Genomic DNA, 13,529 nt, shown 5'->3' with positions numbered 1-13,529 from the left:
GGTGCCGAGTCGGAACACCCTGAGGTCCGGTGGCAGCGATGCCGCCGGACCTCGGGCGACTGCCCGGAGGATTACCGGTCCCGACTCGGGGAAGCCGCCGCTCCGGCAGGACCCCCGTACGGCATGACGGCCAGGGCCGGAAGAGCCCGGGAGATGCCGACCAGAAGGTCGGGGTACTCGGCTTCGGCGGCCCGCAGCGCCCGAACCGCCACCACGCCCTGTTCCTTGTCGGCGGGCATCTTCAGGGCGCGGGCGTCCGCCGCAGCCCTGAACATGGCGGCCAGGCCGAAGGCGACACTCTCGGCCTCCGTCCTGCCGCCCTCCAGGGCCCGGGCGTAGGCGTCCGCCCGTACGTCCTCCGAGCAGTACGCCCCCAGCTCCAGCATCCGGTCGTGGATGTCGGTCATCCGGTCCGTGAGGCGCCGGCCGGGGCCGGCGTACCAGGGAGTGGAGAGCCGCATCCGGCCACGGGGACCGCCGACGCCGCCGATCGTTCGCCGCAGGGGACCCAGGGAGCGCAGCGTCCGCAGAGGTCCGAAGACCTGTGGGGTCATCCAGGGTCCGACGATGGGGATGAGGAAGCCGACGGCGACGAGGAGGGTGCCGAGACAGGCGAAGGACATCGCCGCCCGGTTGAGCGGTTCCCAGTCCCGGCCGCTCCAGGCGGCCACGACCGCGGCCAGCTTGGCCGTACCGTAGGTGACGTTGGTCAGGAAGCCGACGGCCAGGACGGTGAGCCCGATGCGCAGCAAGCCTCCGGCCGGCGTCCTCCGCTCGGGGAGCTCCCTGCGGATGTCTCGCGCCCATTTCCAGCACGCGGCTGCCGCCGCGGCGGCAGCGGCGGTGACGGCGAACAGGCAGAGCAGCACCATCTCGCGCATGAAGGGGGTGTTGGCGTAATACGTCTCGAAGTCACGCTGACGTTCGACCGGCGCCTCGCCCCATACGAAACAGCCGATGAGCAGGACGGTCACGACACCGTGGCCCCATATCCAACGCCTGACCCGGCGGCGGGTGTGGGGCAGGACCTCCACGTCCTCGCGCCAGTTCTCCATGAGGACCCGGGAGGCACACGCGTAGGCGGAGAGAATGCAGTAGACCAGTACCGCGGAGAAGTTGCTGACGCCGGTCATCTCGTTGACGACCGTGATGGTCGGGGGCGCCGAGAAGAAGAACGCCGCGGCCTGCAGGAAGATCACGGCGTTGACGCTGCGGACCACGGGGCTGTGCCAGCGCCTCACCAACGAGGGGAGTTTGACGACCAGCACGATGCCGAGCGCGGCGGCCGGGATGTAGAGATTCACGCCTTCTCGCCCGTCATCCTCTGAGCGACGCCCAGATGCGGCCGGGCACTCCGCCGGAGGGTGTCGTGCCACGTCTGCGCTCCAAGTACGGCCTCACCCGGTCGGCCAGCATCCGGCCGAACTCTTCCGCACGCCGCTCCTCTTCGAGGTCCGGCTCCGTACGGGCGGCGACGTGGGTGACTGCGTCGGAGAGGCTCCAGCGGTCCCCCAGCATGCGGGCCGCGGCCCTCGCACCGGCCGCGCTGCCATGGCCGACGTGCCCCTCCTTGAGGTGCCACAGCTCATGCCCCAGGATCACGACCTGGTGCAGAGGAGAGGTGTTCGCCTCGACGACGATCAGGTCGTGGTCGCCCATGTCCAGCCACAGGCCCGTCACCGTGTCCGGCGGGAACTCTTCGAGCATCAGGCGCACTTCGCGCCCGCTGCTCCGTGCCGCACACACGCAGAACGCCTTCAGCAGCTCCACCGGTCGCTCGGGAACCGGCTGCGGCAGACCCATGAACAGCGCGTCGCGATACCGTCTCATCTCTCGCGAGACCCCCACGCCCGTGCCACCCGTCCCTCGTCCCGGATGCACAGCCCCCCATGCATCGCTCCTTGCGCGTTACCGCTGGTGAGACATGGTTTCCACGCCGCTGCGGTCAATCGACGTCATTGTGCACCACGCCGTTCTCGAGCGCCGCGCGGGCCTCCCGGGCACGCTCCTCCCGGGAACGTCGAGCGACGGACTCGATCAGGGCGATCAGGGGCTGGGCGGTGTCGTCCGGTACGTCGGCCAGAGCCCGGGCAGCGTACGCGACAACGCCGAGGGCGGGATCCACCTCGCTCGCGGGCCCCGCGGTTCGCAGGCGCCGCAGGTCCTGGTCCTGGCGCTCCACGGTCCGCTCCAGCAGGTCCTTGTGGATCTGCTGCAGGACCCGGTCCAGCGCCTCGGCCGGTTCGGCGACCAGGAACTCGATCTTCTCTCCGAAGAATGCCGCGATCCCGGCGGCGTGGTCGAGGTTCGGTGCCCTGCCTGTCTTGATCATCTTGTCGAGCCACTGCGCACTGGTTCCCGCGCCGGCCGCGATCTCCGCCAGGGAGTAGGCCCGCCTGCTGCCGTCCGCGGCCGCGCGCAACCGCGTCGCGCGCAGGAACAGGATCCGCTCGACCACGCGCCGGTGGCGCGCCTCGACCATGTCCACATCCGGGCCGGACTCGGCGGACCGCTCGCCACGCAGCAGTTCCCGTACCTCGTTCACGGCCACCCCGGAGGCGTACGACAGCCCACCCTCGCCCTCCACCCGCAGCACGTCCCCGCGGTTCAATCCCATGCGGTCCAACAGCGAGTCGATCCGACGCACCGTGCCCATCAGGTCCTGAGCAGGCCCATCACTCACAAGAACTCCCGCGGTTTTCGGACGAGGCCCTGCAAGGCTAGCAACCACCGTTGATCCGTCATCACCGATCCCCCGCTCCCCCGATCACGCCAGGTGCGGTGGGCGGCGGCGGAGCCGCCGGGGGCCGGCGCCTTCCGGGCGGTCCGGGCCTCGGGGGGGCGACAGCGGCGTACTGGATGGGGCCCTCGTCGGGGCGGCGACGCGCATGCGGGCCGGACCGAGACCTCCGTCATGCCGGCGCTCGCGCCTCACCTCGTACGGCTGCACGCGGCACAGGCCGGAAACGCCTCTCCCCTCCACGCTCTCCTCCCCAGGCTCCGGGAGGGCGGGCTGTCGGCCGTGACCTCCGACGGCGTGCTCGGTGATCCCGCGGGCGCGCAAACGCCGACGAGGCCGGCTTCTGATCCAGCGGGTCGTGGCCGAGCTGGTCGGAGAGCCGGACCCCGTGAGAACAGCCGACGCCGCTCCGGCAGCCGGCGCGGCGGTGTCCCGAATGGGACCGATGGAGGACGAGACCTCGACGGCATCGGGCCCGGAGGTCCCGCACAGCCCCGTCCTCGTGTGCCGGCCGCGGGCCGCCTACTTGTTGACGGAGAAGCCCTGGTCGGTGCCGTACTTGACGCTGGTCCGCTGCCAGTCCTCCAGCCCCTTGGACAGCGGCGTCGAGGAGACGTACGCCTTGCCCACGGTGTCGTTGAAGACGGAGTTCGCGTACACCTGGTACGGCAGGTACGACCAGCCGGTGCCGACGTCGGCGGCCGACTCGGCGAAGATCTGGTTGGCCTTCTGGCCGCCGAAGTAGGGGAAGGGGGCCTCGAGGAACTTCTTCGACTCCAGGTCCGCCCTGGTGGCGGGGAAAGCGCCCTCGGCGACGCGGCCAGAGGCACCGGCGCCCGTGGTCGCGTACTCGATGAAGGCGTAGGCCAGTTCCTTGTTCTTGGCGGCCTTCGGTACGGCGAGGGAGCTGCCGCCGTTCTCCGCGCTGGCGTTGGCGCTCGTGCTCCACTGCGGCAGCGGGGCGACGCGCCAGTCACCGGAGGCGGAGGCGACACCGGAGGTGAAGTTGGCCGGCATCCAGGCGCCGATGGCCAGCGTGGCGATGGAGCCGTCGGCCAGGCCCTTGTACCAGGCGTCGCTCCAGGAGCTGATCGGCGCGACCAGCTTCTCGTCGAGCAGCTTCTGCCAGGTGGCGGTGTACGTCTTGGTGCCGGCGTCCGTGAAATCGATCGAGACGTCGGTGCCGGACGTCTTGTAGGGGCGGCCGCCCGCCTGCCAGATGAGGCTGGTGGTGGCGCCGGCGTCACCCGTGTCGTTCGTGATGAAGATCTTGGGGTCGGCCTTGTGGAGGGCGCGGGCGGCGTCCACGTAGGCGTCCCAGGTGGTCGGCACCTTGATGCCGTGCTTGTCGAAGACCTTCTTGTTGTAGAACATGGCCATGGGCCCCGAGTCCATCGGCAGGGCGTAGACGGACTCGTCGTACTTCACCGCGTTCCACGGACCGCTGGTGAACGTCTTGTCGTACGCGGCCGCGCCGTAACCGGAAAGGTCCTCCACGGACTTGGCGATGGCGAACTGGCCGAGGGCGTAGTACTCGACCTGCGCCACGTCGGGAGCGCCCGAGCCGGCCGCTATGGCGTTCTGCAGGGCGGTGTACTGCTTGTCGCCCGTCCCGGCGTTGACCAGTTCGATGTCGACCTTGGGGTACTTCTTCTCGAAGTCCGCCGCGGCCTTCTTCAAGGTGGGTTCCCAGGCCCACACCGTCACCTTGCCGCCCTTCTCCAGCGCGGACTTGACGTCCTTGGGACCGGCGCTGTCGGCGGCCGGGTCCGAGGAGCCGCAGGCGGTCGCGCCGAGGGCCATCACACAGGCCGTGGCGACGGCACCGAGAAGCCGGCGGGTGCTGTTCGTTCTCATGGGTGGTGCTCCTGGTTCGGTGTGCGGGTGGGACATCGGAGGGGGAACACGGATCGGGACGGGCGTGGGGTCACTCCTTGACGCTGCCCGCGGCCAGGCCGGACTGCCAGTACCGCTGGAGCAGGAGGAAGATGACGACGATCGGGACGATCGTCAGCAGGGAGCCGGTGATGATCAGGTCGAAGACGGCCTCGCCGCCCGCGGTCTGTGCCTGCGCGTTCCAGGCGTTGAGGCCGAGGGTGAGGGGGTACCAGTCGGGGTCCTTGATCATGATCAGCGGCAGGAAGTAGTTGTTCCAGGTCGCGACCATGGAGAAGAGCAGCACGGTGACGGTCCCGGGCATCAGCAGCGGCAGCGCCACGCGGAAGAAGGTGCGCAGCTCCCCCGATCCGTCGATGCGCGCCGCTTCGAGGAGCTCGGTCGGTACGGCCTCGGCGGCGAAGACCCACATCAGATAGAGCCCGAAGGGCGAGATCAGGGACGGGATGATCACGGCCCACGGGGTGTTGGTCAGGCCCATGTTGCTGAACATCAGGAACGTGGGGACGGCCAGAGCGGTGCCCGGGACGGCCACGGCTCCGATGACCACCGCGAACACGGCCCGGCGGCCGGGGAAGTCGTACTTGGCCAGTGCGTAACCGCCGAGGACGGCGAGGACCGTGGCACCGCCCGCGCCGACGGCGACGTACAGCAGGGTGTTGAGCAGCCAGCGGACGAACACGCCGTCGTCGTAGGTGAGCGTGCGGGAGATGTTGCCCCAGAGGTCGAAGTCCTCGCCGAACCACAGGCCGAAGGAGTTGAGGAGGCCGTTCTGGTCCTTGGTGGCGTTGATGACCAGCCAGGCCAGCGGGAGCAGGGTGTAGAGGAGGACGAGGCCGGTGACGAGGGTCAGCGGGACACTGGGGCGCGGGTTGAGCGGGGTGTGGGGGCGACGACGGCGGGAGACCGGCCGGCCGGCGGCGCGGGAGGCGCGGGGCGTGGTGGCGGGAGCCGGTTCGGAACGGTCCCCGGCGTTCGCCCCGATGTCGGCGAGGTTCGTGGTCATGGCTCAGCCCTTCCGCATGCCGCGCAGCTGGACCGTGTACGCGATGACCGCGGTCACGACGCCCATCACGATCGCCACGGTCGCCGCGTAGTTGTGCTGCTGTCCCGAGAAGGACAGCGAGTAGGTGTAGAGGTTGGGGGTGAAGTCGCTGGTGATCGCGTTCGGGGCGAGCTTCTGCAGGATGCTGGGCTCGTTGAAGAGCTGGAAGCTGCCGATGATCGAGAAGATCGTCGCGATGACCAGTGCGCCGCGGATGGCCGGAAGCTTGACCGAGGTCACCACCCGCCACTCGCCGGCGCCGTCGATCGCCGCCGCCTCGTAGAGCGATCGGGGCACGACCTTCAGCGCGGAGTAGAAGATCAGCATGTTGTAGCCGACGAACTCCCAGGTCACGATGTTGCCGATGGAGGCGAGGACCAGCGAGGGCGAGAGCGGGTCGGGCAGGGTGACCCCGAAGGTGTCGTTGATGTTGCCCACCAGGCCGAAGCGCGTGCCGTAGATGAAGCCCCAGATCAGACTGGCGACGACGGCGGGGACGGCGTACGGGAGGAAGATCGAGACGCGGAAGAAGGTCTTGCCGTAGAGCCGCCCGCTGTCGATGGCGAGCGCGACGAGCAGCGCGATGCCCAGCATGATCGGCACCTGGACGGCGAGGAACAGTCCGACCCGGGCCAGGCCCTCCCAGAACTTCGGGTCGGTGAGCGCCTCCCCGTAGTTGTCGAGGCCGACGAAGGAGGTCCCGCCGATGAGCCGGTCCCGGAAGAGGCTGAGGTACAGCGCGTAGCCGATCGGCGCCAGGAAGACGAGCCCGAAGACCGCGACGAACGGACCGGCGAAGCCCCAGCCGACGAGGGCCTGCTTGCGGCGACGGAAGCGCGCTCGGGGGCGGGGTGGAGATACTGCCTTCGCCGACGTCGGCAGGAGCGTCATCGTTGGTTCCTTGTGTCGGTGACCGACCGGTCTGTTACGAGGCGGGGAGGGGCCCTCGTGACCCGAAAGGGCCGGATGGGGGGCTGCCCGACGAGAAATGTTTACGTAATCATCGGTAGCGTGATGGTGACACTCCCGCTGGGGGGCGTCAAGCACGAAGCGGTGGTCGATGGAGGGGATTTCGGTGACGGAGAACGGGATGGCCGACCGTGAGGTCGCGAGCGTCGACGACGGCCGGCGGGCCGGGAACGGGCGGCGCTCAAGGGTCTCGATGGCGGATGTGGCGCGCGTCGCGGGCGTCTCCTCGCAGACGGTCTCGCGGGTGTCCAACGGGGACCCGGCGGTGATCGAGAAGACGCGGCAGAAGGTGCTGGACGCCATGCGTCAGCTCGGCTACCGGCCCAACAGCGCCGCCCGCGCCCTCAAACGAGGGGAGTTCCGCACCATCGGCGTCATCACCATGAGCCTCTCCAGCACCGGCAATGTGCGGACCCTGGAGGCCATCGCGAAGTGCGCGTCGGCCGCCGGGTACGCGGTGACCCTGATCCCTCTCGACGCGCCGACCCAGGACAACGTCCGAGGCGCCTTCACCCGGCTCGACGAGCTCGCGGTCGACGCCGTCGTCCTGATCATGGAGGTGCATCTGCTCGACACGGCGTCACTGACGCTGCCACCCCATGTGAAGGTGGTCGTCGTGGACTCCGACGCCGGGGACCGCTTCCACGTGGTGGACACCGACCAGCAGCAGGGCGCGCGTACGGCCGTACGGCACCTGCTGGAGCTCGGCCATCGAACGGTCTGGCACGTCGCCGGGCCCGAGGAGTCGTTCGCGGCGGGCCGCCGCGAGGCGGCGTGGGAGGCGACCCTGGTCGAGGAGGGGTGCGAGGTGCCGCCGGTGCTGCGCGGCGACTGGGCGCCGGAATCCGGTTACGAGGCGGGGCTCCGTCTTGCGGAAGAGCCCGGCTGCACAGCGGTGTTCGTGGCGAACGACCAGATGGCCCTCGGTGTGCTGCGGGCGCTGCACGAGCGCGGAAAGCGTGTGCCCGAGGACGTCAGCGTCGTCGGTTTCGACGACATCCCCGAAGCCGGCTCGTTCATCCCGCCCCTGACCACCGTCCACCAGGACTTCGCCCGGGTCGGTGAACTGTGCGTCGACGCCGTTCTGCGCGAGCTGCGCGGCGAGACCGTCGAGGGCGGCACGACGCTCGTCCCGACCCGCCTCGCCGTACGCGCCAGCACGGCACCGCGCGCGAACGGGGAGGCGGGGTAGGAGGGGAGGTGGGGTAGGCGGGAGGCCGCGCACGAACATCGTTCGCCGCCGGTGCCGCTGCCCCGGCCAGGCGGTGCCATTGCCGCGACGAAGGCCGGTGACGCCCCGGGGGGCGTCGGTCGCTGTCAGGTGCCGCGCGCCGGGGAGGGCGGCGCTGTGCTCGCGCGTACCACGAGGGCGGGTTCGACGGCCCTCCTGCGCGGGCCGTCCGACCGGCCGTCGATCTGGTCGAGCAGCAGGGTGACGCAGTGCCGGCCCACCAGGTCGAAGTCCTGCCGCACGGTGGTCAGGGGTGGCTGGAAGAAGGCCGCCTCCGCGGTGTCGTCGAAGCCGATCACACTGACGTCCCCCGGCACATCGCGCCCGGCCTCGTGGAGCGCGCGCATGAGTCCCAGTGCCATCTGATCGTTGGCGGCGAAGACGGCCGTGACCTCGGAGCGTTCGGCCAGCTCCCGGCCGGCCCGGTATCCGGAGGCCGCGGTCCAGTCCCCGTACAGCGCGGGCGGTGTCAGGGCGCCCGCGGCGCGGAGCGTGGCGTCCCAGGACTCGGCGCGCCTGCGCGCGGCGAAGGAGTCACGCGGGCCGGCCACGTGCCAGACGGTGCGGTGGCCGAGGCCCAGGAGATGTGTGACCGCGCTGTGAGCGCCGAGGGCCTGGTCGAAGTCGACGTTCGGGTAGCGGTGTCCGGCATCGCCGTCTGCGACGACGACCGGCATGGCGGGCGGCAGGTGCAGGGACGGAGTGTCCAGCATCTGCGACTCGACCAGCACGATGCCGTCGACGGACTGGAGCATCAGATGCTGGAACGCCCGTTGCACGGCGGCCTCGGTCTGAGCCCGCACGCCCATGAAGTTCACGGAGAAGTCGGCCTCGCGAGCGGCGTCGGCGATGGCGCCGAGCGTCCTCGCGTTGCCGTGGGCGCTCATGTCGAAGCTGATGATGCCGAGCGCGCCGAATCTGCCGGTGACCAGGGCCCGAGCCGCGGTGTTGGGGCGGTAGCCGAGGGTCTTCATCGCGGCCAGGACCTTCTCGCGGGTGGCCGCGTCGACGTTCTGTCGGTTGTTGGCCACGCGCGAGACGGTCTGCGAGGACACGCCGGCCAGCGCCGCGACCTCCGCCATGGAGGGCCACTGTCTCGGTGCACGCGCACGCGGTGACCTGGGCCTCTTCTCCTGCGTCATTCGTCCGTCCCTGGGGAGTGTCCGGAAAGTATGGCCGTCCGTCGAAGGGAGCGGTGCCGGCGCCTGCGGCCGCCAGGCGCCGAAATGCCTTCTCAGCGGGGCCACTTGGGCATTTCCGCAACGCCTGTGTGGGGGAACCTCGCTCGCCGGAGGGCTACGGGGCAGGCCACGCTGGGTGTCGCGGGCCGGGCAAGACCTTTCGACACGAACCGTCCGCAGCCCCTGGAAGTACGCATGTGGGCGCATCGCACCTCCGCGCATGTTGACGTAAACACGGCGGACGGTCAAACCGGGGGCGTTCTCGTCCAGAGCCTTGACAGGGTCAGGACACCCTCCCAGACTCACTCCTCGGCGGGGTGTTTACGCAAACATCGAGGACCCCGCAGCGCCTTGTCCTGTCCGACAGACGCAAGAGGTGGACCATGCAACGCACGCTCCCCCGCGCGGCGATGCTCTTCGCCGTCCTTTCCGCCCTCCTCCTGAGCTTCCTGGGCGGTGCCGGAACCGCCCAGGCGGCCTCGGTCACCCTCACCAACGCCACCCAGTTCACCGACCCGAACGGCAACCCCGTGCACGCCCACGGCGGCGGGGTCGTCAAGGTGGGCCCGTACTACTACTGGTTCGGCGAGAACCGGAACGCCGACAACAGCTTCCGGTACGTCTCCGCGTACCGCTCCACCGATCTCAAGAAGTGGGAGTTCCGCAACCATGTGCTGACCCAGGCCGCCGACCCGGAGCTGGCGACCGCCAACATCGAGCGGCCGAAGGTCATGTACAACAGCGCGACCGGCCAGTTCGTCATGTGGATGCACAAGGAGGGAAGCGCCACCGACTACTCCGAGGCACGGGCCGCGGTCGCCGTCTCCGCCACGGTGGACGGCGCCTACACCTGGCGCGGCAGTTTCCGCCCGGAAGGGCACATGTCCCGTGACATCACCACCTTCGTCGACACCGACGGCACGGGCTACATGGTCTCGGCCGCCAACGAGAACAGGGACCTGCACATCTACCGGCTGACCGCCGACTACACCGCCGTCGACGCCCAGGTCCAGATGCTCTGGGCGGGCTCGTCCCGTGAGGCACCGGCCCTGTTCAAGCGCGACGGCGTCTACTTCCTGCTCACCTCCGGCGCCACCGGGTGGGCCCCGAACCAGCAGATGTACGCCACGGCCGGCAGCATCACGGGGACCTGGAGCGGCCTGAAGAACATCGGCGACTCCACCACCTACCGCAGCCAGACCGCCTACGTCCTGCCGGTCCAGGGCGCCGACGGCACCAGCTACCTCTACATGGGCGACCGCTGGGGCAACTCCATGGGCGGAACGGTCAACGACTCCCTGTACGTCTGGCTGCCGCTGAAGTTCCCCACCAGCACCACCATGACCATGGAGTACTCCCCCCGGATCACGGTCGACACCGCCACCGGCACCGTTGCCGGCATGGACGTGCCCTGGGAGACGCTGACGGCCCGCAACAGCGGCAAGTGCGCCGACGTGGCGGCCTTCGCTCTGGCCGATGCCGCGCAGCTGGTCCAGTGGGGCTGCGGACAAGGCGTCAACCAGCACTTCTGGCTCAAGAAGCTCGGTACCGGCCACGTCCAGATCATGGCCCGGCACAGCGGCAAGTGCCTGGACGTGAACGGCGCCTCGACCCTGGACGGCGCGCTCGCCGTCCAGAACGCCTGCGACGGCCGTTCCTCCCAGCAGTGGCAGGTCCGGTCGACGGACGTGGCCGGCCACGTCCAGCTCGTCGCCCGCCACAGCGGCAAGTGCCTGGACGTGGTGAACCGGTCGACCGCCGACGGGGCCGCACTCGAGCAGTGGACCTGCAACAGCGGCGACAACCAGAAGTGGCGCCGCTCGGCCGCCTGACACCCCGCATCGCCCCCACCCCCACATCGCCCCCCGTCCCCCCGTCCCCCCGATCCCCCCACCTCTCAAGGAGCCGTACGTGTTTCCCACCCGCTTTCCGACGCGCGAGCGATCGGTGCCCCGCGCCCGGCCTCGCCGCCGCTCCGGCTTCGGCCGCCCGGTCGCGGCCCTCGCGACCACGGGCCTCGCGGTCGCCCTCGCCGCCACCGGCCTCACAACACCCGGAGCATCGGCAGCCGAGACGGGCGAGACCGCCGACACCGCCGTGGCCGCCGCAACACCGCTGACGGTCCGCCTCGACCCCAGCTATCAACAGCCGCCGTTCCAGGGCTGGGGCACCGCCCTGGCCTGGTTCGCGAACGTCACCGGCGGCTGGCCCGACGCCCAGCGCAACAAGCTGGCGGACGACCTCTACGGCGCGAACGGGCTCGGCTTCACCATCGCGCGGTACAACATCGGCGGCGGCGACAGCCCCGAGACGGCACCGTACATGCGTGCCGGGGCGGCGGTCCCCGGCTACTGGAACCGTCCGGGGCCGGAGTCCCCCGACTGGTGGGACCCGGCGAACCCCACCCACTGGAACCCGAACGCCGACGCCAACCAACGCTGGTGGCTCACCGCGGCCAAGGCACGCGGGGCACAGACCTTCGAAGCCTTCTCCAACTCCGCCCCGTACTTCATGACCAACAGCGGGCTCGTCTCCGGCGCCACGAACGCGGGGCAGGACAACCTCCGCTCCGACCAGTACGACCGGTTCGCCGCCTACCTCTCCGGAGCCCTCCGTCGCGCCCAGGACTCCACCGGCGTACGGTTCGACTCCCTCTCCCCCGTCAACGAACCCAACACCGACTACTGGCGCGCCGGCGGTCGGCAGGAGGGCTCACACTGGGATCCGGCCTCGCAGGCCCGCATGATCTCCACCCTCCGCTCCCACCTCGACGCCAAGGGCATGACCACCCCGATCGCCGCGATGGACGAGACCAACCCGGGCATCTTCCGCACCAATTGGGAGTCGTACGCCCCCACCGTCCGCGACGCCGTCGGACGGATCAACACCCACACGTACGGCACGAACGGCCGCACCGGCGTGCGGGACATCGCCAAGGGCGAGGCCACGCCGCTGTGGATGTCGGAGGTGGACCTCGGCGGCAGCGTGCCGCAGTCCTTCACCGACGTGAGCCCCGCCCTCGACCTGACCCGTCGCATCAACGACGACATCAGGGAGCTGGAGCCCCGCGCCTGGGTGCTGTGGCAGGCCGTCGAGGACTACGAGAACATGACCCCGGAGCGCGAGAACTCCAACTGGGGCCTCATCCAGACCGACTTCACCCCGGCCGATGCGGCCACCGAGCCGATCCGCAAGAACAAGAAGTACTGGGCGATGGCCCAGTACAGCCGCTTCGTCCGGCCGGGCGCCCGTGTCATCAACACCGACGACCCCCACACGCTGGCCGCCCTGCGCCCGGGGGGACAGGGCGCCGTCGTCGTCCACACCAACTCCACCGGTACGGACCGGCAGCTCACCCTGAACCTGGACGGGTTCCAGAATGTCACCGCCGCCCCCGTCGAGCGCTACACCACCGACGCCACCAAGAACTTCCAGCGCGGGAGCGACGTGACCGCCGCAGGCAAGACCCTGAAGGTGACCGTCGGCGCCGGCTCCGTCACGACCTTCGTCCTGCCGGGCGTCACCGGGGTGAACACGGCCGCCACCACGGCCCCCGTCGGCGGCTCACGCCAACTGGTCAACGACAACAGCGGCATGGCGCTCGCGACCGCGACCGCCGACGGCAGGACCGTGGCCGTGCAGCGCACCTCCGACCCTGCCGACACCGCCCAGCAGTGGACCTTCACCAAGCTCTCCTCCGCCGACTGGGGCAACACCGCCGTCTACCGCGTCACCAACGTCAAGACCGGCAAGGCACTCTCCGCCTCCGGAGGAACCCTCACCCTCGCGGCACCCGGATCCTCCGCCGAGCAGCAGTGGATGCGTTCGACCACCGGCAACGGCCACAGCACGCTGATCAACCACGCCACCGGCAAGCTCCTCGACGTCACCGGCGCCTCCACGAGCGACGGAGCCCCCGTCGGCGTCTACCAGCCCACGACGGGCAGCAACCAGTCCTGGACCTTCCGCGGTACCGCGCCGGACACATGGAAGACGCTGATCCCGCGCCACAGCGGGAAGTGCCTGGACGTCAGCGGCGCCGCCACCTCCGACGGGGCGGCCGTGCTCCAGTACGGCTGCAACGGCGGCACCAACCAGAAGTGGTCCCTGCGCTCCACCGGCGGCGGCTATGTGAACGTCGTCGCCCGGCACAGCGGTAAGTGCCTGGACGTCAGCGGCGCCTCGTCGGCCGACGGGGCGCAGATCTTCCAGTACGGCTGCAACGGCGGCACCAACCAGGAGTGGTCGGTGCTGAACGCGGCCGACGGCCACGTCACCCTGATGGCCCGCCACAGCGCGAAGTGTCTGGCCGTGAGCGGCGCGTCCGCCGCGGACGGGGCGGCCGTGATCCAGCAGACCTGTGACGGCGCCACCCACCAGCAACTGCGCCTGGGCTGACGCCCGAACGACACGGCACCGGCCCGAGAGCGCAGGGCCCCGCCGCCGTCCTGAGGACGGAGGCCCGGC

10 protein-coding genes and 1 pseudogene are annotated in these 13,529 nt (G+C 70.2%); 4 read left to right on the top strand and 7 right to left on the bottom strand.

The annotated features are described in order from the left end of the window. Positions 1–71: 71 nt before the first annotated feature. The 3 genes from J7E93_RS21780 to J7E93_RS21770 all read right to left on the bottom strand — a co-directional run bounded on the left by J7E93_RS21780 (position 72) and on the right by J7E93_RS21770 (position 2,683). Positions 72–1,304: a DUF6545 domain-containing protein gene (locus J7E93_RS21780; RefSeq protein WP_215071607.1), complete on the bottom strand. Its 1,233-nt coding sequence runs from the start codon at positions 1,302–1,304 to the stop codon at positions 72–74. Between the two features lie 13 nt (positions 1,305–1,317). Next, on the bottom strand, positions 1,318–1,830 hold the full coding sequence (locus J7E93_RS21775) for a toxin-antitoxin system, toxin component (protein ID WP_215071606.1): 513 nt from the start codon (positions 1,828–1,830) through the stop codon (positions 1,318–1,320). A gap of 115 nt (positions 1,831–1,945) precedes the next feature. Further along, positions 1,946–2,683 carry a hypothetical protein gene (locus tag J7E93_RS21770; protein ID WP_215071605.1) on the bottom strand — a complete coding sequence of 246 codons (738 nt, stop codon included), beginning with the start codon at positions 2,681–2,683 and terminating at the stop codon, positions 1,946–1,948. A 93-nt stretch (positions 2,684–2,776) separates the two neighbouring features. Between J7E93_RS21770 and J7E93_RS38095 the strand changes: the two are divergent. Next, positions 2,777–3,052 (top strand): annotated as a pseudogene (locus J7E93_RS38095) (creatininase family protein); the annotation flags it as partial. A gap of 210 nt (positions 3,053–3,262) precedes the next feature. Here the strand turns inward: J7E93_RS38095 and J7E93_RS21760 are convergent. The 3 genes from J7E93_RS21760 to J7E93_RS21750 form a co-directional block, all read right to left on the bottom strand. Next, the gene (locus tag J7E93_RS21760) at positions 3,263–4,597 is read right to left on the bottom strand and encodes an ABC transporter substrate-binding protein (RefSeq protein WP_215071604.1); all 1,335 of its coding nucleotides are present in this window, start codon (positions 4,595–4,597) and stop codon (positions 3,263–3,265) included. A 70-nt stretch (positions 4,598–4,667) separates the two neighbouring features. After that, entirely contained in the window at positions 4,668–5,642 is a 975-nt protein-coding gene (locus tag J7E93_RS21755) for a carbohydrate ABC transporter permease (protein ID WP_215071603.1), read from the bottom strand. 3 nt (positions 5,643–5,645) lie between these two features. After that, a complete protein-coding gene (locus tag J7E93_RS21750) occupies positions 5,646–6,572 on the bottom strand; it encodes a carbohydrate ABC transporter permease (RefSeq protein WP_215071602.1) in 927 nt (308 codons plus the stop codon). Positions 6,573–6,843: 271 nt separating this feature from the next. On the opposite strand from J7E93_RS21750, the gene J7E93_RS21745 reads away from it, so the two are divergent. After that, a complete protein-coding gene (locus J7E93_RS21745) occupies positions 6,844–7,842 on the top strand; it encodes a LacI family DNA-binding transcriptional regulator (RefSeq protein ID WP_215071647.1) in 999 nt (332 codons plus the stop codon). Between the two features lie 125 nt (positions 7,843–7,967). Here the strand turns inward: J7E93_RS21745 and J7E93_RS21740 are convergent, their stop codons facing one another. Beyond that, the gene (locus J7E93_RS21740) at positions 7,968–8,963 is read right to left on the bottom strand and encodes a LacI family DNA-binding transcriptional regulator (RefSeq protein ID WP_215071601.1); all 996 of its coding nucleotides are present in this window, start codon (positions 8,961–8,963) and stop codon (positions 7,968–7,970) included. Positions 8,964–9,445: 482 nt separating this feature from the next. Here J7E93_RS21740 and J7E93_RS21735 point away from each other — a divergent pair, with 482 nt between their 5' ends. Together J7E93_RS21735 and J7E93_RS21730 are read left to right on the top strand one after the other, a co-directional pair. Beyond that, complete coding sequence (locus J7E93_RS21735) at positions 9,446–10,894, top strand: RICIN domain-containing protein (RefSeq protein WP_215071600.1); 1,449 nt, start codon at positions 9,446–9,448, stop codon at positions 10,892–10,894. 79 nt (positions 10,895–10,973) lie between these two features. Further along, on the top strand, positions 10,974–13,460 hold the full coding sequence (locus J7E93_RS21730) for an RICIN domain-containing protein (protein WP_308368738.1): 2,487 nt from the start codon (positions 10,974–10,976) through the stop codon (positions 13,458–13,460). The last annotated feature ends 69 nt before the right edge of the window (positions 13,461–13,529 follow it).

The organism is Streptomyces sp. ISL-36 (assembly GCF_018614205.1).
Taxonomy (GTDB): domain Bacteria; phylum Actinomycetota; class Actinomycetes; order Streptomycetales; family Streptomycetaceae; genus Streptomyces.
Note: the sequence above shows the minus strand (reverse complement) of the source record. Positions and strands in the feature narration are given on the sequence as shown.